Raw genomic sequence first — 20946 nt, forward strand, 5'->3', positions numbered from 1 at the left:
GTATGAATTAGTTGACAGAAAAAGCACTGAAATTGATAATATCGGGTAATGCAGTGGATTGCAGTACGGTTAGCCGTAATGCCGTAGCTTCTACCGGATCGAATTTTTCGATGCGTTTGTGTCCGACAGATTCTCCGGAACAAACTGTTTGCCACTTTCCATTTACCTTGGCTTCTACTTTATATTGGCGGATACGTTCTCCGTTCTGTATGTTTTCTTGAATGATGCAGTAGTTTACCGGTTGCTTTTTGTCCAGTTTCAAGGTCAAACTTTTTTTCTGTCCCGATATCTGGGCTAATGGAGAAGAGAAGCGACGATTGATTTCTGTCCCGAATTCTTTCAGGCGTTGTTCGTCTCCTGTAGGTATTAATCCGTTCGGGTCGGGTGTCAGGCCTAAAATCAGGGTAGCGTTCCGTCCTACTGATTTTTCATATTTATCCATTAGTTCGTTCAATGGATAGATGTTGTTTTCGTCATCCGGTTCCCAGAACCATTCGTGACGTCCGTTGGCTCCACGTAAAGGAGTATCTGCCATGGCCGGTACCCAGTATTTTCCATCTTTGTCGCCATGCTTCAACAGTTCGATTTGATCGACATTGCTTTCTATCCGTTTGTGATGTGAACAGGGAGCGGGGAAGGTGGACCAGCAGGGATAACCTACGGTACCGGTCTCGGAACCACCCCAACGGAAATCTGCACGATCTATATTATGATAGAACAGGCAATTAGGCTGATATTTATTCACAATAGGCTCTACGTCCGGTCCGTCTCCACGAGGATCATCGGCGCCGCCGTCAAACCAAATCATGTATAGATCTCCATAACGGGTACAAAGTTCGGTCACCATCTTTTCACACAGTCGTTTGTACCATGCTTGCCGGTTGTGAGCAAATTCTCCTTCTCCTTCTGCCTTAAAGTTATGTATGCCCAAAAGAGAATTCCACCGGATACCGATGTAGATACCCGGTTGTAAGCCGTATTTGCGGCAAGAGTTGACAAAGTCACGGACGATATCCCCTTTGCCGTCTCTCCATTTTACGGCTTTGAGGCAATAAGGATTTACGTCACTCTGCCAGAGACCGAAACCGGTTTCATGAGTGGCAGTCAGTACGGCAAACTTACATCCGGCTGCTTTGGCTGCCAGCACCCACTGGTCTGTGTTTAGTTCCGTAGGGTTGAATATGTTGTAATCTTCTATCGGATTGATGCGGTTGTTGCCTTGTCCGTAGCGTACTCCGTCGAACACATGCAGATCATAATGGAATACGGCTCCCATTTCCGCTTGATGCCATTTCAACTGAAAGGGCTTGGGAACGGGGATAGTAGCCTGTTGCGCCAAGCAATAGACTGAGCAAAAAAGTAAGAGTAGGATGGTGTTGATTCTGTTCATGATTATTTAAGTTTTATATATTGGGCAAATGGGTCATTGGTCTTTTCAAGCCATGTTTTCAGTTGCCGGTTAAATGTATGGGTAAGTTTCAATTGTTGGCTGGCAATGTTATTCATTTCATGGGGATCATTGGTACGATCGAAAAGAATGACATTATCGATCTTTCCGTCTGTTGCGTGTACGGCATATGTATATCGGTCGGTACGGAGTCCGCGATAACCTGTTGCATGGTTATCGAATTTTACGAAATAGTATGGTTGTACAAGATCTTTTTTGTTTTTTCCGGTCAGTACTTCATTGGACAGGTCGAATGTCTGTACTGTTTCCGGGATTTCTTTACTGAATCCCATCATTGACAGGAGTGTAGGGTATAGGTCGGCAAAAGCAATCATCAACGGGTCGCTTTTACGTGGTTTTATTTGATCCGGCCAAGATAGAATCATGGGGATACGCATAGACTCTTCATAGAAGATATCTTTTCCGGCATTTTCGTGAGCACCCATACAGATTCCATGGTCAGAGGTAAAGACCACGATCGTATTATCAAATAAATTATTTTGTTTAAGGGCCTCGATGATTCGCCCTACATTTTCGTCTACACCGGTGATGCAGGCATAATAGTTCCGGATGTTATTTCGGAAGTAGTCTCCCATTTCCGTACCTTTGGCCGGGATATCGGGACGTCCTTTGCAAAGCGCCTCTACATCCAGATCTTTGTATATCTCTTTATATCGGTCCGGCACCAATTCATATCCCGTGTGTGGAGGATTCATCGATACCACCAATGCAAACGGTTGTTTTTGGTCTTTCTGTCCGTTGATGTATTCGATAGCTTTGCTTGCCTCGTATTCCGGACCCCATTGGTTGACATAATAGAAGCTGTCTCGTGGAGCAGTGGTATTCCAGTACATCGGTTTCAAATGGTAATCATATGTTCCATAAGCTATCCAATGGTCGAAACCGTGGCGACGTTCGGGGGGACACCATTCGTTCCATGCCACTTTCCCGCGATTATTGTAAGTGTCTACATAGGGCTTGTAGGGTGCATCCAGATGCCACTTTCCGATGTATCCCATATTGTATCCCTGATCTTTAAGCACATCGCTCCAACAGCGGGCGTTTTGGGAAAGTTCCACTCCGTAAGGAGCGGTTTCGGAGTTACAGTTCCCGGTTACTTTACTGCCAATGGGATACATACCGGTCATTAGCATTCCTCTTGCCGGCGATGATACCGGATAACTACTGATAGCATTGGTGAAGTTAATTCCTTCGGAGGCAAGCTTGTCCAGGTGGGGAGTCTTTACAGGTTCTTTACCGATGCAACCGATGGCATCTCCACGATATTGGTCGGCCATGATGAAGACTAGATTGGGAGTCGGTTGCTTTTCTTGTGCTTGTAGTCCAGTGCTCAAAATAGGCATGGTAAGCAGTGCTTGAGGGATGATATTTTTCATAATGCTGTAAAGTTACTCTTTTTTGGGTAGAATACAATTTTTATTGAAAATAATAAGATCTCCTCCTTTTTTGGGGGAGGAGATCTTGTCTTGAGTAAGATATTTAATCTACTGAAAACTAATCTCCTTCAGGGAGACTACTCGTTTCTATCTTCCATCCTGGATTTTGATAAATCGTAGAGGTTGTATAGTCGGTTGATCCTTCTTCTGCTGTCGTCAGACGGAAGTGGTCAAAAGCAATTGGATTTAAATATTTATTTTGGTTCCAATTATAGCCATTGTATGCAATGTTGTTTGTATTGATCCGGTAAGGACGTAAGTACTGACTTTCTGATTTAGCTGATACATTAGCATTATTGTTACCTGATTCAATCAGATTAATGACAGAGAGAGTGACGTCTGCAACTGGTATTGGGCTAGGAGTTTTGTAACGTTGATAATTTTCACTCCATAAATCGAATCCTTCTACGTGATAACCTTGCATCATGTCTAGTGCACGCCAGCGTTTCAGATCATTTAGGCGTAATCCTTCGGCCGCAAATTCGATGCGACGTTCCCGACGAATATTATACAAAGTGGTTGAAACAAATTCAGAACCTGAATAGCGGGCAAAATCGATCTCTTTACTCAGATCTGTAGCGTCTATTGTTTTTTGAAAATCGGTATCCATTCCTGCTCGATTTCGTAAAGCTTTCCAGTATTTGGAACTGTTGGCATCAAGCGAGTTATTCAGTTCATAATCAGCTTCCATATAATTCAAGTATGCCTCTGCTGCACGGAATATGACACAGGCTGTAGTTGATGGGAGTGTAGGTCCTTGTGCGGCATCTGTTGCTAATCCCTTTTTTACTGAATAGCCGGTGGGACATTTGTTTTCGTCCTGTCCAAGTACAATTGGTGCACGATAATAATAACCATATCCTTTGACTAGATATTCAATGTTACTTCCTCCTTCAGATAAGAGATCTCCAGGTAATAAAGTATTATAAATCAGTCGTGGATCACGATTGGTTGCAACTGCTTCATAAGTTTTATCTCCTTGATAACCAGAATTGTTTGCGTATATTGGCAAGCCATTTTCCATCAAATAACTTTGCATCATACTACGAGTCCATCCGGTATTCCCACCTCCATTGCGTTGGATGTAACCGACAACAAAATGGTTGACTGCCGGAGTTAAACTGGCGTCGTAGGCTCTCCACAATAACACTTCCGAAGCGTTAGCTAATGATTGGCTGTTGAATAACGACGGATAATCGTTAAATAAAGTGTATTTATCAGCTACTATTTGAGCGGCAGTTTTAGCTTCTGTCAGGAAGTATTTAATTTCAGAATCAATATTGATAGTGAAGTCCTTTAAATAATCTTTGTTTGCTCCTGGCCATCCCGGACCTCCTGGTACACGTGCGGTCCCTTTGTGGTATTTTTCCCAAGTACCTTCAAATAATGCCACACGACTTTTCATGAGGGCAGCACAGTCTTTGGTTAGGCGATTGCTCATTGGTGGGGTTGCTTTCATATAATAGTAAGCAGAATCTAAATCTTGTATGATGAAACGTGCTACTTCATTGCGTGGGCGCCGTTTACTTGCCTCTCTAACTGTTTCATAATCTTCCGAAATCCAATGTTTTAAGATAGGGAAATCACCGAGTGCAACTAATTTAGTAAAGTAAATATAAGCGCGAAAGAAATACATCTCTCCCAGATAGTGCATATTGTTAGCTTCTACTCCACTAAGTTCGCCGGCTTCCAGTCGGGGACGTACCTTATTGATGAAATAATTGACATTCCGGATTTTCCCAAAATCCCAAGCACCTCCACTTTGAGCCACACGTGTTTCTCCCTTTACAAATGAACCGTTTGGATTACTTGCTGCTTGGTTGTCACTATTATTGTCTGTTGCAAATACTCCCATACTGTATTGGCCTGGAGTGTGGGATGGAAGTTGATCATATAGATTAGCCGAATAGGCTGCTAAATCGCTTTCTGCCAAAAGATATTTGTCGGTAGGTACGGCATCTAGTGGCTCTTTGTCGAGAAAGTCATTGCAAGAGCATAAAACACTTGCTAAACTAAAAATATATAATAGATTCTTTTTCATTGTTCTTGCTTTTTAAAGAGTAATATTTAATCCAAATGAAATAGTCTTTGACAGCGGATAAGTCTTTCCGTTGCTAAATCCGTTACCGGCTGTTGCTTCTGGATCGAACATATCGGCAATACCACTGATTGTGAATAAATTCTCTCCACTGACATAAATGCGGAGCTTTTCAATTTTTGCTTTATTCATCCAAGCTTTGGGGAATGTATATCCTATTTGCAGATTTTTCATACGCATGTAAGCACCATTTTGCAGATAACGCGTTTGAGTTTGCTTGTTTTTGTTTCCTTTGTCTCCTAAGTAGGCTTTGGGATAGTAGGAGTTCAAATTTGCTCCGAATATAGAAGTTGTATTTTCAGGACGGAAATAATCAAGATGTTCGTCAAAACCTACTGATTGCCATTCTCCTCCATCTGCTCCCCAGAACATTGGTCCGCTCAACCATAAATCACGTTTCATGACTCCTTGGAAAAACATTTGAATATCGAAACCCTTCCAGTCAGCTCCTAAGCTTAAACCGAAACGAAGGCGTGGAGTGCTATTTCCGATTTTCTTTAAATCACCATGGTCTGTGGCAGTACTGTTTCCTTTGTCTACTATACCATCACCATTAAGGTCTCGATACATGATATCACCTGCACCCCAAACTGAACCTATTTTACTCTGATCATTGCTAGCCAGCCATTCGGTCATCTGTGCGTCTGTTTGGGCAATACCTTCAGTTTCATACCCCCAAATTTCCCCGATAGTCATTCCGTTGTAATAAAGAGTATTTCCATTAGAATCCCATAGGGCTTTAGAAGCGTTTGGATATGAAATTACTTTGGCGCGGTTGTCAGAAAGGTTAAATCCTATATTATAGTTAACTTTTCCAATATTATCTCTCCAATTGGCCTGTAGTTCCCATCCTTTATTTTTCAACTCAGCATTATTGGTATTTGGCAGAGCAGTTCCTAATATTGCACCGACTTCGGCTGCAGGGCCTACCATGTCTTTCGTTCTACGTATGAAGTATTCAAAAGTCATGTTCAGACGATTGTTGAACATACCAAGGTCGATGCCTAAATTGGTATTATAGATTTTTTCCCATGTGAGTGTACTGCTGACCATTCCAGGAACTCCGGCTGTTGTTGGTCTACTGCCGTCCATTAGCCAATTGCCACCATTGGCTGTTACACTTTGTGTTAAATAGAACGGATAGTAAGAGTCTGTGTTCTGGTTACCGAGCATACCCCATGATACGCGGGGTTTTAGTGTATTAATAATGTTGTTAATTGGTTCAAAGAATGATTCACGTGCTAAGTTCCATCCCAAAGAGAAAGAAGGAAATACATTCCAACGTTGATCTTTTAAAAAGCGGGATGATCCATCGTAACGAACATTTACTTCAGCCATGTAGCGGTCTTTGTAACTGTAGTTGAGACGTCCGAAGAACCCGGCTGTAGACCAATCATTGTATTTTGAACTATTGATTTTATCTTCTCCCGTTGCTGCACTAATTTCTGGAATGAGACTACTAATCACGTCAGGACGTTGTGCGGCAAGTTCGCGATATACATATTCTTCGGTATTCATTCCGACTAAAGCTTTGAAATAATGATCTTTTATTTGTAATGTGTAATCGGTGTACACACTTGTCGTATAAAAGTTACTATTGTGGTATGCTGAACGTGCAAATGAAGATCCTGGTGAGTAACTTCCGCTGAAAGCCAATGCTAATGGATTACCGTTTACGTCGTGCTCATAGATTGGATTAAGGTTGGTTTGCTTATTTTGGTTGATGACTCTCATACCTGCTTCTGCATAGATATTCCATCCTTTTAGCGGATGAATAACTAATTGTCCCTGAAGATAAATATTGTCATTATGTGTTTTGGCACGTCCACCGTCAGTCAATTGATTGAGTTTTCCATTTCTCATATAATAACCGTTCGGATCTTTAAAAGGCATCATAGGCCACATACGTGCAATGTCATGATAAAGAAGTCCACCTTCCTCAAGATATACTGGATTGTCAAGATCAAAACGAACAAATTTGGTATTAATGTTGAAATCTACATATTTGTTGATTTGGGTATTGACTTTTGCTGTTGCGTTGTAACGTTTATAATTATCATTTCCATAACGAAGATTACCATCTTGGTTTAAGTAGCTCCCTGAAACATAGTATTGTAACTTCTCTGTTCCTCCATTTAAACTGATATTATGTTCGTTTGACCAGGCCCATTGAAAATGTTTTTTCCACCAGTTTACGTTATCATTTGCTTTTTCGTGGAAATGCCAGTTGGTACCGTTAGCTATGGTGGTGGTTGTAATCTCGCCTGCCATATACTTTTGGATACGGTCAATGGTCTCTTCATCAAAGATCACACTTCCTCCTTGATTAATGGCTGCATCATTGAAATAATTGGCAAAACGATAGGAATCAAGTTGATTAGGAAGGCTGGTTGGTCCGGAATAGCGGAAACTATTGTTATAGTTCACTTGCATTTTGCCCGCTTTTCCTTTCTTTGTAGTGATTAAGATAACACCGAATGCAGCACGTGAACCATAGATGGAAGAAGAAGCAGCATCTTTCAAGACAGAGATATTTTCAATATCTTCTGGATTCAGATTATTCATATTGCCTTCCATTCCATCAATCAGTATAAGTGGTGAGGCACTTGATCCTTTACCAATGGTTCCTGTTCCGCGGATGTTTACGTTCATTGTTTGTCCCAACTGTCCCCCTAAATCAGGAGTCGATAGATTTAAGCCTGGAACTACACCTTGCAGGGCTTGACCGACTTGTGATACCGGACGTGATGCTAGTGCTTTGGTATCTACACTTGTAACCGCTCCGGTCAGATTTACTTTTTTCTGAGTACCGAAGCCTACTACCACTACTTCATCAAGAGTTTTTGAATCTTCACTTAACTCAATCCTGAAGGATGTTTGTGTACCATTGAGAGGAATTGACTGAGTGGTGTAACCTATGTAGGAAACAGTCAGTATACCTCCTTTGCTAACGTTTTTTAGAGAAAACTTACCTTCCATGTCCGTGATGGATCCATTGTTCGTCCCTTTTACTTGGACTGTGGCACCGATGATTGGCTCATTGAGCTTTTTGTCAATCACAGTACCCGTAATGTTCAATTGCTGTGCATATAATGTAGTAATGCCAAGCAACAACATGAATAAGATTGAAATTTTTTTCATTCGTTTCTTATTTAAAGTTATACATAAGGTTTAATTACATGGCAAATGTACAGGGATTGAGAGATTACGTAGGGGCATGTCTATATCATTCAGCATACACGTTTAATTCAATACCATGTTTTTTTTGAATCTCTTTTGTATGTTTAGGCTTTATTTCGTTCTTTTGCAATAAATTGATTATTAATATGAAGAAGCTAAATCTCTTTTTATTGGTTTTGTTTATATGTAATTGTCCGGTCGTTTCTGGTTATGCTTTTTTTGATAGAGATATTCGTCTGTTAACCATGCAGGATGGGCTGGCGGATAATACTATTACATCTATCTACAAAGATCGGGATGGCTTTATGTGGTTTGGTACTAATAATGGCTTGAGCCGTTATGATGGTAAATTAATAAAAAACTTCTCTTCTTCACCAGCGTATATGTATGTTTCCGAAATTGTAGAGATGTCAGATCGATATTTGGGAGTTATCGCTGGAAATACTTTATATTGTTTTGCTCGGTCGCTGGAGAAATTTATACCGATCGTCCATGCAACGGATTATAGTTCTGTACATGTCTCTCACTTATTACCTATAGATAATAACTCTTTTTGGGGACTGTCAGGGAATAAATTATATCTATATACACAGGAAGAAGTTAAAAATGAGAAAGGAGAGGTTGTTCAGATTAAATTGAAATGTGAGAAACAGTATAAAGATTTGATTGATTCTGGTGATAATTTCTGTGCAATGTGTTATACTGATAATCATGAAATGTTATGTTTGGTTACACAGCAAGGAAATTTGCTATTGTTTCAGCCTGAATCTTCGGAGAAATCTAAAAAGATATCTTTGTGGAAAAATAAAACTTGGGATGCAACTTCGGTATTATATGATAAAGGAGTGGTATGGGTTTCTACTATTGGACACGGTATTCTGCGTTATTACGTTTCTTCTGGGTATATAGACAGAATTACTTATAAGGAAAATAATAAAGAAAACAGTCTATCCCATACAGATGTTTTTCAAGTTATTCCAATTAATAATAATCGTTATCTTGCAGTGACTTGGAGTGGGTATACTTTATTATTTCAGGATAAGAATGATCCGAAAAGAATGATGACAGAAATATACTATAATACAGCTTCACAACTTCACCGCAACTTAGAAACAAGAATGATTTCAGCGTATTACGACCCCAGTGGGATTGTTTGGATAGGTACTAATGGGGGAGGAGTGATTTATTCTGATCTACGGTCACAATTTTATAACCAATTTCATCAAGAGAGGCATAATGAAATTTGTGGTATAGTCATGGATAATAGAAAATATGTTTGGATGGCTACGTTTCATCAAGGGATTATGAAAAGTGAGCAACCTTTTGAACCAGGAAGACGAATGAATTTTACTAGGGTTGGTACTCCGGATATTCAAAGTAAAAATACAGTTCTTTGTGCCATTAATGATAATAGAGGTTCACTTTGGTTTGGAAATAGGGATGGAACATTAACTTCATATAATGAGGCAACAAAACAATTTCGATTACATTTTTTACAAGATAGAGGTAAAGTGAATACTGTGTCAATTTGGGCATTATATTGGGATACTAATCGAAATTTATGGGTAGGTACTAATGATGGAGTTTGGAAATTGAATATAGATTCTGGATTTTGCAAAAAAATCCCTATTGAGATTTTGTTTAAGGACCCTACTCCTATTTGTATACGAGCTATTGCCGGCACGAAGGACGGAACTATATGGTTAGGTACAAGTAATGCAGGAGTTTGCAAATTGAAAATTGATTCTAGAGGAGAGATGTCTTTAGAGACAGGCTATGAGAAGAAAGCGAATATCAAAAATAATTCGGTTCGTTCTTTGTTAGTATCTTCTGATGGTAATGTATATGTAGGTTATATGGATGGTTTCGCTATTCTTTCACCTAAAAAGGATGCAATACGTGAGTATTATACAACTAGAAATGGATTATGTAGTAATTTTATAGGATGTCTGGTCGAAGATAACCGAGGACATATTTGGTTGGGAAGTAATTCGGGAGTCTCTCGTTACAGTAGGCATCAGCACCTTTTTTATAATTATTATATAAGTGGAAGCAATCGTTCGGCATTACTTGCTGATAATACACTATTTTTTGGCAATAATAAATCGCTCACTTATTTTGATCCGGATGACGTGGGTGGTCATTTGGATGAAGATCAGGTTCTTATTACTGGACTTGAGGTAGATGGTCGTCCTGTAGGGATTGGGGATAAAATAAATGGGCAGACTGTATTGGCAGAAGGCATTTCATATACTAGTTCGATTACTTTGAATAATGAAAATCGTGACTTTGTTTTATCTTTTAATAATCTTTCTTATGCAGAGGAACAACAGAAGTACAATTACCGCTTATTACCATATCAGACGCATTGGTTGGTTTCTAATGATGGAGAGAAGGCTACTTATATGAACTTACCCGAAGGGGATTATACATTTGAAGTGAAGAATATTTATCCTGACGGGAAAGATGGAAAGGTTACATCACTCCAAATACATATTCTACCGCATTGGAGTCGTACATTGCCTTTCCGATTATTTATTTTACTGTTATTGGCCGGTGGTGTGGCTTATTTGATTCGTCTTGTCAAACATCGTCAGATGCGTATGGAACGTGAAATGCGCATGGAACATGAACTTCTGTCAGTAAACTTAGAGCGTGAGAAAGAGCGACAAATCCGGATGGAGCGTGAGAACTTTTTTACAAGTGCGGCACATGAACTACGTACGCCGCTAACCTTGATTCTTGCCCCATTACAGGAATTATTGGAACACATAAAGGCATCCGATCCACTGTATAGCAAGCTATATACCATGTATAAAAACAGCTCCTCGCTACATACACTGGTCGATCAGTTGCTCTATGTACAAAAAATAGAGGCCGGGATGGTGAAACTGCGTTTGTCAGAAGCGGATATTGTGGAGCTAGTGAGAGAAGTAGCAGAGTCTTTTCGCCAAATGGCAGGGATAAAAGGATGTACATTTCAGGTAAGACTTCCGGAAGATCCTGTTTTCCTATGGATAGATACGGAGAAAATAACTTCGTCGGTCGGAAATCTACTATCTAATGCTTTTAAATACACTTCTCCCAATGGAGAGGTATTGCTCACTCTTACCCGTATGGAACAGGATGGAAAGCCTTTTTGCCAGATAACAGTATCGGATACGGGTGAGGGAATACCGGATGAGTTTCAGAAGCGCATTTTTGACTCTTTCATTACGGGTGATAATTCACCGGCTTTCTCTACTAAAGTAGGCATTGGACTGCGGATTGTGAAAAATACGATGGATCTGCATCATGGACAGGTCATTCTTGATAGTGAGCCGGGAAAAGGTTCTACATTCGTATTATTGATACCGGAAGGTAAATCTCACTTTACTGGTGATTTATATGAAATAGTAGATTATCGCGGGCATGAAACGGAACCGCAGTTTCAACCTCTATCTGTACAGGAAAAATCGGAAGAAGGAGTTCCGGTCACAAAGAAAACATTGCTGATTGTTGAAGATAATGTAGATGTCCGTCAGTATATTCGCTCTTTGTTTGTGACAAAATACACGGTACTTGAAGCGGCTGATGGTGAGGAAGGGGTCCGGATTGCTACCAATGAGATACCCGATCTGATTATCTCGGATGTAATGATGCCGGTTAAAGATGGGTTTGCCTGTTGCCGGGAGATACGTGAACGGCAAGAGACCGCTCATATTCCTATCCTGATGTTGACGGCCAAGGCAGAAGATGCAGATGTATTGCAAGGATCTTATAGTGGGGCGGATGACTATATGATGAAGCCTTTCAATCCGGAAGTATTGAAAGCAAAGGTAGAGAACCTGATTCTTCAGCGCGAACGTCTGAAACGCATTTATACCAAAGCATTGATGTTGAAACGAGAATCGGTTGAAGATGAAGAGGCAGATGACGAATTTATACAAAAACTCATTCACGTGGTTGAGAAGAATCTGTCTAATGAGAACTTCAACGTTAAGATGTTGGCCGAACAACTTCACATGAGCCAACCTACTTTATACCGGAAGGTAAAGCAACGCAGTGAGTTATCTGTGGTCGATATGATCCGGAGTGTGCGGGTGAGTAAGGCTGCTTCGTTGATTATGGAGAATCGTTACTCCATTCAGGAGATTTCCGAAAAAGTAGGATTCAGTGATGCCCGGACATTAAGGAAGCACTTTACGGAACAATTTGGTGTGCCCCCTTCAAAATATATGGAGAATAAATGAATAAATTTGAAGGAAAGAAAGCTCATCACAGATTAACAGATTACACTATGAGAAGATCGGCCGGATTGATAATCTGCACATTGTAGGTTACTGTAATCTGTTGATCTGTGTTGAGAAAGACTTTCGACTTCATTCCTAAAAGTTAATCCTTCTTTTAAGTTGGTTTTTAATTCAGGATAATGGGTTTATATTTAGGAACTAATGCCTTCATAACGATCCATCCAATCAGGTAGGCTACCGAGCAGATACAAAAGATAACGAAATAACCAGCCGGTTTCCCGATAAAGCCCATAAATACCATTTGAGTTTTGTCGGCATGTACAAACAGCTCGCCGGCTGAATACTGGAGAATCATAGAACCTACTCCTCCTGCCATACCGCCAATACCGGTGATGCTGGCAATGGCGCTTTTAGGAAACATATCGCCTACGGTAGAAAAAATATTAGCCGACCATGATTGGTGGGCAGCTCCCCCGATACCGATCATAATAACCGGAAACCAGGGAGAGATGGTTCCTAATGGCTGGGCAAGTAATACCAACAGAGGAAAGAATGCAAAGATCAGCATAGCTCTCATACGTGCGGCATACGGGTTTAGCCCGGTTTTATGAATGATGATCGTAGGGAGTTTCCCTCCATAGATCGATAACATTGTTATAGCGTAAAGTGTAAAGATCAATGCTCTTCCCAATCCTTCGGAGGTTTTGATGTCGAACTGGGTATTCAGGTAAGAAGGTGCCCAAAAAAGGAAGAACCACCACACTCCATCCGTCATAAACTTACCGAATGCAAATGCCCAGGTTTGTCTGTAGGTGAAACATTGCCGGAAAGTCATACTTTTCTTTTCCTCGTTCTCTTTTACAGTTGCTGTGTAGGTTTCATGTTTGTCTTGCTCGATATATTCGAGTTCGGCTGAGTTTACAAATTTGTTTTTAGAGGGAGCTGTGTACATGAATACCCAAAATCCCATCCACACGAAGCCAAGAGCACCGATGATGACGAATGCCATTTCCCATCCCCAGGCTTTAGCCAGTAATGGAATGCTGAGAGGGGCAATCAGGGCACCGATAGAAGCTCCGGCATTAAAAATGGAAGTAGCGTAAGCCCGGTCTTTTTTCGGGAAATATTCGGCGGTAACTTTAATGGCAGCCGGAAAATTGCCGGCTTCACCGAGTGCTAAAATACAGCGTGCGACTAAAAAACAATACATGCTTATGGTGGCAAGTACCACTACTACATCACCGGTAGCAGCGATTAGTTCGGCTGCGCTATGCATTCCTACATATTCTTCGGTTATAATTCCACAGAAAGCGTGAAGGCAGGCACCGGCCGACCATATACCGATGGACCAAAGGTAACCTTTCTTTGTTCCCATCCAGTCGATAAACCGGCCAGCAAACAGCATACAAATGGCATATACAATAGAAAAGACAGCAGTAATGATGCCATAATGTGACTCGTTCCAATGAAATTCGGGTTTGATAAATTCGTCCCAGGTCAGCGATAGTACTTGGCGATCAAGGTAGTTTATAGTTGTTGCGAAAAATAACATGGCGCAAATCGTCCATCTGTAGTTTGTCATTTTCCCCATTGCATTTTGGAGTGTACTCATACTATTTGATTTAAAATTTTCAGGTTTAATTTCGGACCAAAAATACACATTATTTGATTTTATCCAATAATAACTGCTATTTAATTTGATGCTTCAAGGGATCTTTTTATGATAAATACACTAAAAGGAATAATAATTTCGTTATCGAACACAATAATTATCGTTTTCGCACACGACTATGTTTGTTCTATAATTGGGAGGAGGTGGCTGTTATAGCTCTTTTTCTTCGGATGAATCTGAATATATGTGCAGGGGATATATTCTTTGTAAGATTGTAATTGTAAATTATTAGTGATTTGTTTGGAGTGCTGACTCCGTATGTGTCTCGGTTGGTGGGTGAGGCCGGAAGAATCGGCTTGCTTTTATGTTCTTCCTTTTATTTTGTATTTTAAGATAGATATTTTATCTTTGCCTTAATTGAGACAAAATATAATTGAGATAAAATGAAAAACAACCGATTGATCATTACCCTTATTGCCTTGTTTCTCCTAGGATTCGGGCTGAAAGCCCAAACTGCTTCTACTGAAGAAACTGCTGCTCAGAAAGAGAAAAGAATGGAATGGTTTGCCCAGGCCAAGTTAGGAATCTTTATCCATTGGGGAATCTATGCCGTGAACGGAGTATCAGAGAGCTGGTCATTCTTCAATAACTATCTTCCTTATGAAGAGTATATGGCTCAGGAAAAAGGCTTTACGGCATCGGCCTATAATCCTCAGGAGTGGGTGAAACTGATTAAAGAAAGTGGTGCACGTTATACGGTCATTACCACCAAGCATCATGATGGCGTAGCTCTTTGGGATACGAAGGCGGGTGACCTCAGTACTGTGAAAAGTACTCCTGCCGGGCGTGACCTGATTGCTCCTTTTGTGAAGGAAGTACGTAAACAAGGGCTGAAGCTCGGGTTCTACTATTCGCTGCTTGACTGGTCACATCCGGACTATCCCAACAAAACCCGTACGGAAGTACGTTACAAAAACGATCCGGATCGTTGGGCTAAGTTTGTTAAGTTTAATTTTGGACAGCTTTCCGAGTTAAACAAAACTTGGAAACCTGATCTTTACTGGTTTGACGGAGACTGGGAACAAACTGCTGAGGCTTGGGATTCGAAGGGCATCATCAACCTGTTGCGTTCTACTAACCCGAATGTTATAGTAAACTCCCGTATTCAGGGGTATGGCGATTATGCTACACCCGAGCAGGGAGTTCCTGTAGTACGTCCTGCCGACAAGTATTGGGAGCTTTGTATGACCATGAACGATTCATGGGGGTATCAGCATGCCGACACTAATTATAAGACTCCGTTTATGCTGTTGCGTACTTTTGTCGATTGTCTCAGTATGGGAGGGAATCTGCTATTGGATATTGGTCCGAAGGAAGATGGAACTATTCCTGCCGAACAGATTGCTGTTCTGAAAGAATTCGGCCGTTGGACTAAGAAGCATAAAGAAGCTATCTACGAAACACGTGCCGGCATCCCGTGCGAACATTTTCAGGGATATACCACACTGAATAAAGCGGGTGACATCCTTTACCTCTATTTACCCTATAAGCCTAATGGCCCGATCGAAGTGAAAGGTCTTGTCAATAAGGTAAATCGTGTATGGGTAGTGGGGAATGGAGCTATGCTGCCATATAAGGTTTATAATAAGAACTACTGGAGCGAGGTGCCCGGAAACCTCTATATTGATATACCCGAACGTGTACAGGATGAGCAGATCACTGTGATTGCCGTATTGCTGGACGGCCCTATCAAGCTTTATCGCGGAGTGGGACAAGTGATTGAAAGTAACTAAATAAAAAAATAAATTCTTATGAATATCAGATTAACTTCTTTATTCGTTTCTTTATTCCTTTCTGTTCCGGTATGGGCGGGCGGGCATAAAAATCTGCCCGCTAAAGGCGATCTTCATATTCCGGTTTTTGAAAATGTGAATGTGCGTTTCTCTCCCGATACGTATCCTGATAATTATAATGAAGCAGATGGTACGGGCGTATACCATTTGGTCAACGGACGTATCATTCTGAAAAAGATTACTCTTCCCGAATACAAACGAAATGTGTCGGTAAGCCTGAAAGTAACCCTCGCCTCCAATGGAGATCGTTGGGACAAATCGGGTTCTTGCTTTGTATTGCCTAAATCATCGGCTATTAACCTACTGACTATTGCCCGTGACGGCATGAAGTTTCCTTCGGTAGATAGTTTGAAGCTGGAGAAAATGGTAGGTATTGTTCCCGGAAAGGATTATTTACCCACAGTGGAGCTGATGCGTTTCATGACTCCGTTCGGTGTAGGACACTATAGCAATAATAATGATTCGCTGAGCAGTAAACGTCGTCCGGTCTATATCCCCAAATGGGAAAGTAATGTCACCTGGCAACAAGATATAACCGATCTTTATCCGTTGCTTGAAGGCGAAGCCTATGTCGGTATTTATATCGATACATGGACTTCTGAAGGGTATTTGGCCAATGCGGATATCGACGTAAAAGAGAGTCGTCTGGCTTGTGACGTACTTCCAAAACGTCATGTGGAGCCGTTGATGAATACGGTTTACTACATGGGACAAAGTTATCCCGATATCTTTGCCCGGAGAGATGTATCTACTGATTTTACAGTTCCTAAAGGTGCCAAAAATATCCGGTTAAAATATATAGTGACCGGACATGGCGGACATAGCGGCGGGGATGAATTCGTGCAAAAACGCAATATCATTTCTGTAGATGGAAAAGAGGTGCTCAACTTCATCCCTTGGCGTGATGATTGTGCTTCTTTCCGTCGTTTCAATCCGGCTACCGGTGTTTGGTTGATTAAGCGCTTGGCTTCTTATATTGGTGAGAAAGGATATACGGAGAAAGAAGTGGAAGAACCTCTGGCTTCTTCAGACCTATCCCGTTCCAACTGGTGTCCCGGTTCGGATGTTGTACCCGAAGAGGCTGTTATCGGTACACTTGCTCCCGGCAAGCATACTTTTACAGTCAGTATTCCCGAAGCTCAGGCTGTGGATGGCAATAAATTGAACCACTGGTTGGTTTCGGCCTATCTGGTGTGGGAGGAATAATTATAGTGAATTAAGATTCACTGCGGTGACCCGTTCAAAGCCATAAGGAGATGATCGAACCCTGTATCTGCCGAATGGAAGCATAAAAAAAGCCTCTTCTCACGAAGGGGCTTTTTAGGTTTACTTTCTTTTTATGCTTTTGCTCAAAAAGAAAGCAAACTTTAAGATGAAAAAAAGGGAAGTCTCACGACTTCCACAATTCTTCTAACCTTAAATCTAAATCTCTATGAAAAAAACGTAGTGCAAATATAGCGGTTTGCAATATACTGAGGTGTTAACGAAGTTCAGAAAGAAAGAATAAAAGCTAAGGACTGCAAAATTAAGATAACGGTTCCTGTTGTTTTATTAATTTTATCAAACTGTCATAAATCGGGTTTTGTTCCAATAATCGGGGAACCCCGGTGATGAACATTTGCTTGCGTGCTCTTGTCAATGCGACATTTAGTTTTCGATCTATGAATACTCCGTTTTCCTCTGTCAGGTTGGAAAGGAAACGGAGTTGATAAGGATAGTTCACACAGAAAGAATAGATTATCACATCCCGTTCGCTGCCTTGAAACCTTTCTACCGTATCGACTAAAATGGAGTTTAGTTCCGGAATACCCATTTTGACAATCTCTTTTCTTATTAATGCGATCTGACTCCGATAGGGAGTAATGATACCCAGAGTACGCATTCCGTCGAATGTTCCACCATATTGCTGGTAAACGTCGGCTGCGATTCGGGCGACGATCCGTGCTTCGGAATGGTTGACTTTGGCCGATGTACCTTGAGGTTCGGGTTCGGAAGGTAGAAAAACCATTCGTTGCACATCTTGGTTGTCTTCCATTTGATGAGGCAATCCCACCGGTAACAGGCGTCCTTCATAAAATGCCTGATTGGCAAAATGAGCTACTTCCGGATGCATACGTCCTTGTTTGCAAAGCATGTCGAAGGAGCGATGGTTCGGAGCCGATACCGATGCTGAGTCGGGAAAGAGATCCTCGGAAGAGGTTTGCAGGGTGCGGTAGAGGCGTTCGAAAAGAGAATCCTTGAGATTTTTCAGTCCGGCGCTACGTAAGCCTTCATCGTAGATTTCCGATTGTTCGGTATTTTGCAATACGACGGCAGGCAATTGTTTATGATCACCGATCAGTATGAACTTGCCGACGGCATTCTCTCCATTTTCGCTCCGGGCACATAGGATACCTAATAGTTGAGGTTCCAGGATTTGGGTCGCTTCATCGATAATGGCTACATCGAATCTCTTCAGGCGGAACAGTTCGGGTTTTCCGGAGATGGAAGCAACTGTGCCTACAAAAATACGGCAACGGGCGATGCGTTCTGCTACTTCCGAGCGGCGGGTACAAAGAGAAAGTTCGTTTTCAATCAGATGATGCCGGTAAGCTTCGTCACAAGACAACTCACTGCCGACACGAATAAAGTCGACCTCCGGCCGAATGGATGAGATGGCTTTGCAAATTTCGTCCACAGCCCGGTTTGTATACGAGAGCAGGAGGATTTGGGTCTGCGCTTCGCAATGGAAAGTTTCCACCATTTTTTTCAAGGCGCATGAGGTCTTGCCCGTTCCCGGCGGTCCTACCAATAGGAAAAAGTCTTTGGCAGCCAGTGCTTTTAGTGTGACCCGTGTAAAATCGTCCGGGGCGGTTAGAATCTGTTTGTCAAGTCCGTACTCGAATTCGGGCATTCGTTGTGCCAATAAAAGATCACGCCGTTCTTTGGTTGCCGAAGCGAAAGCCGATAATGCCTGGTACATGCTCCGGAAGGTAGTATCCATTGTGTCGTGCTCTATTGCATAGAGGCTGTCCGGCGGAAGCACGGAACTATTCTGCTGAGTGGCACGCAGGCGTATACCTATCTCTTCTTCTGTGATGAACTCGATATTGCCTTTGAATACCATCTTATTGGTGACGTTATCTTCGTTCCGGTTGCGTTCATAAAGTACAATGGCATCCCCCTGACGGAAATTAGGCAAGGCCTGTGCTCCTTTTTCTACCTCAGAGGATATTTCGTTAGGTTCCGGGGATAGTTTATTTTCTCCGTATCCCTCTTTCCTTTGCTCAAGGAGGATATATGCTTTATGTTCATCGGCAGCATGATTCTCTTTGATGCGCAGATCGTAAAGAATCTCACCGGCTTCGCATTTCTCTGTCAGGGTAGATAGCCACAGGGCGGCTGAGCCGGTACGTCCTTCGTAATCGACGTCTCCGGACTTGGAAGTATACAGCTCTTTGGTTATGAAATTATAGAGTGCGTAGAAGTACGACTGTTCCAGCGGGGTAAGTGAAGCCAGTTTCTGCGATAGATTATCGATGGACGGGCGGAGATATTGTTCCCAGAACCGGCCGGATAATCCTCGTTCGTTGAGTATGTCGGAACGTATGGCTTGGAGTTTGGAGGCGGTATACTCCACACTGTTTCGTAACTGGATTCCATATTCATCAGATACGATCCGGTTGCGCAGATTGATGATCCGGCGCACCATGGCCCACGACGGACGTGCCGGATAAAGTAAAGGGTAGCGTGTGTAGAGCAGATAGGCTTTTACCCGGTGGTGGTCCATTCCCATCGAGTATTGCAGCACTGCCTGGTAGAGCAGCATTTGTACTTTATTGTTTTCTTTGGGCTCTACTTTGTTGCGGATGGAGAATTCGTCTGCTTTCCCCGATTTCATCTCAATAAACGATGACATGTCACGCTGCATGTAGTCCAATCGTCCTTGCAGTCCCAATGCTTCGCAAATGTACGAGGGCTCGAGCACTGCATCAGTCTTATCCAATTCATAGCCCGGCGCACGGAAGGTGTCTGTCACCACTTCGCGGATATGTTCGAAGTGTAGTTTGCAATCGTCAAAGAACTGTCGTTCCTTCTCTCTGTCACGTAGGTCGGTGCAGGCAGCCAGTTCAATCGGGTAACGGCGAAAGGCTTTTTGCATACACTCTCTGTAGTCCGGTGCGTTTTCTGCATGAATCCATTCGTCCAGGAAAAGGTTGGCAATGTTTCCCAGTAATAATGGCCGGGCATTGTCGATGGGTTGGAGGCGGGCCAGTACATAGTTGGCGGGATGATGTCCGTAATCACGAAAACATTCTGCCAACGAACTGATGTCGATTAAGTAATCCGGTTCGAGTACGATGAACGAAGGAGTCAGGACACCGGTTTTGTCAATGGCCACATCAAGTAGGTTGAGTTGTGCATGACACCATAAAATTTCGCAGGTTTGAGCAAACTCCTCGTTGATCTGCGGCACATTATAACGTATCCTCAGATATTCGTCAGCAATGGTATCGACCGGAGTTACATATAGATACTGCTCGTCGGCATATTGATAGCATACACGCATTCGCTCTATTCGCTTTTTAGCCGGAGGTGCTACGAGGTAAGTTGCGTCGGCACGCGGCAGTAAGTGGTAGAGTTCGCCGGGAATCTCGACTTCGTAAAGTTTACGTATAAAGAAGGCAAGTGTCTTGGCATCCCGCAGTAACTTTTCGCGTACAGGTTCCTCTTTTCGATTGAGAATAGCGTTTGAGGTCAGGCGAAAAGTGTGTAATCGGTTTTGTTCAACAATTGTCAGCCCTGCCCGTGCCGATACAAAACTGATCCGTGCTGAAAGGTCAGTCATCTGAAGACTTTCATCCTGCATTTGTGCCCGGCACAATCGTTCGAGCAAATCACGCAACTGTTTGTAAGCCACCGCCAGATTGCTGTCTGCTGTCCGACAGGCTGCAAGCAGGATTTCAAAAGATTCGTTTACCTCATTTTCCATACAGCAAAAATACATGATAATTCCCGGATTTTCATGCGGACGGATGAAAATGTGTACGAAAGTATCATTACTTCGATATCGGAGTTTCTGTAGGC

The 20946-nt window shown here is 42.1% G+C and carries 9 protein-coding genes; 3 read left to right on the top strand and 6 right to left on the bottom strand.

Annotated features, from left to right (window positions below; translation table 11 throughout):
* Positions 1 to 7: 7 nt before the first annotated feature.
* From BSHG_RS13485 to BSHG_RS13470, 4 genes are all read right to left on the bottom strand, one after another.
* The gene (locus BSHG_RS13485) at positions 8 to 1390 is read right to left on the bottom strand and encodes an alpha-L-fucosidase (protein ID WP_008658696.1); all 1383 of its coding nucleotides are present in this window, start codon (positions 1388 to 1390) and stop codon (positions 8 to 10) included.
* Positions 1391 to 1392: 2 nt separating this feature from the next.
* Positions 1393 to 2844: a sulfatase gene (locus BSHG_RS13480; protein WP_005785076.1), complete on the bottom strand. Its 1452-nt coding sequence runs from the start codon at positions 2842 to 2844 to the stop codon at positions 1393 to 1395.
* Positions 2845 to 2962: 118 nt separating this feature from the next.
* Positions 2963 to 4945 carry a RagB/SusD family nutrient uptake outer membrane protein gene (locus BSHG_RS13475; protein ID WP_008658698.1) on the bottom strand — a complete coding sequence of 661 codons (1983 nt, stop codon included), beginning with the start codon at positions 4943 to 4945 and terminating at the stop codon, positions 2963 to 2965.
* Between the two features lie 12 nt (positions 4946 to 4957).
* Positions 4958 to 8143 carry a SusC/RagA family TonB-linked outer membrane protein gene (locus tag BSHG_RS13470; protein ID WP_005801316.1) on the bottom strand — a complete coding sequence of 1062 codons (3186 nt, stop codon included), beginning with the start codon at positions 8141 to 8143 and terminating at the stop codon, positions 4958 to 4960.
* Between the two features lie 185 nt (positions 8144 to 8328).
* Here BSHG_RS13470 and BSHG_RS13465 point away from each other — a divergent pair, with 185 nt between their 5' ends.
* On the top strand, positions 8329 to 12414 hold the full coding sequence (locus BSHG_RS13465; protein WP_008658701.1) for a two-component regulator propeller domain-containing protein: 4086 nt from the start codon (positions 8329 to 8331) through the stop codon (positions 12412 to 12414).
* Between the two features lie 166 nt (positions 12415 to 12580).
* On the opposite strand, the gene BSHG_RS13460 is transcribed toward BSHG_RS13465, so the two are convergent.
* Positions 12581 to 14026 carry an MFS transporter gene (locus tag BSHG_RS13460; protein ID WP_005785084.1) on the bottom strand — a complete coding sequence of 482 codons (1446 nt, stop codon included), beginning with the start codon at positions 14024 to 14026 and terminating at the stop codon, positions 12581 to 12583.
* Between the two features lie 443 nt (positions 14027 to 14469).
* Between BSHG_RS13460 and BSHG_RS13455 the strand changes: the two genes are divergently transcribed.
* Complete coding sequence (locus tag BSHG_RS13455; protein ID WP_005785086.1) at positions 14470 to 15819, top strand: alpha-L-fucosidase; 1350 nt, start codon at positions 14470 to 14472, stop codon at positions 15817 to 15819.
* An 18-nt stretch (positions 15820 to 15837) separates the two neighbouring features.
* Positions 15838 to 17085, top strand: a complete 1248-nt coding sequence (locus BSHG_RS13450) for a PNGase F N-terminal domain-containing protein (protein WP_008658704.1) — start codon at positions 15838 to 15840, stop codon at positions 17083 to 17085.
* Between the two features lie 319 nt (positions 17086 to 17404).
* Here the strand turns inward: BSHG_RS13450 and BSHG_RS13445 are convergent, their stop codons facing one another.
* The gene (locus BSHG_RS13445; RefSeq protein ID WP_008658705.1) at positions 17405 to 20866 is read right to left on the bottom strand and encodes an AAA domain-containing protein; all 3462 of its coding nucleotides are present in this window, start codon (positions 20864 to 20866) and stop codon (positions 17405 to 17407) included.
* Between the last annotated feature and the right edge of the window lie 80 nt (positions 20867 to 20946).

The organism is Bacteroides sp. 3_2_5, assembly GCF_000159855.2.
Lineage (GTDB): Bacteria > Bacteroidota > Bacteroidia > Bacteroidales > Bacteroidaceae > Bacteroides > Bacteroides fragilis.

Excerpts from the sequence above, each read along its gene's own strand:
- BSHG_RS13485 (WP_008658696.1), bottom strand. The coding sequence starts at position 1,390 with ATGAACAGAATCAACACCATCCTACTCTTACTTTTTTGCTCAGTCTAT.
- BSHG_RS13480 (WP_005785076.1), bottom strand. The coding sequence starts at position 2,844 with ATGAAAAATATCATCCCTCAAGCACTGCTTACCATGCCTATTTTGAGC.
- BSHG_RS13475 (WP_008658698.1), bottom strand. The coding sequence starts at position 4,945 with ATGAAAAAGAATCTATTATATATTTTTAGTTTAGCAAGTGTTTTATGC.
- BSHG_RS13470 (WP_005801316.1), bottom strand. The coding sequence starts at position 8,143 with ATGAAAAAAATTTCAATCTTATTCATGTTGTTGCTTGGCATTACTACA.
- BSHG_RS13465 (WP_008658701.1), top strand. The coding sequence starts at position 8,329 with ATGAAGAAGCTAAATCTCTTTTTATTGGTTTTGTTTATATGTAATTGT.
- BSHG_RS13460 (WP_005785084.1), bottom strand. The coding sequence starts at position 14,026 with ATGAGTACACTCCAAAATGCAATGGGGAAAATGACAAACTACAGATGG.
- BSHG_RS13455 (WP_005785086.1), top strand. The coding sequence starts at position 14,470 with ATGAAAAACAACCGATTGATCATTACCCTTATTGCCTTGTTTCTCCTA.
- BSHG_RS13450 (WP_008658704.1), top strand. The coding sequence starts at position 15,838 with ATGAATATCAGATTAACTTCTTTATTCGTTTCTTTATTCCTTTCTGTT.
- BSHG_RS13445 (WP_008658705.1), bottom strand. The coding sequence starts at position 20,866 with ATGTATTTTTGCTGTATGGAAAATGAGGTAAACGAATCTTTTGAAATC.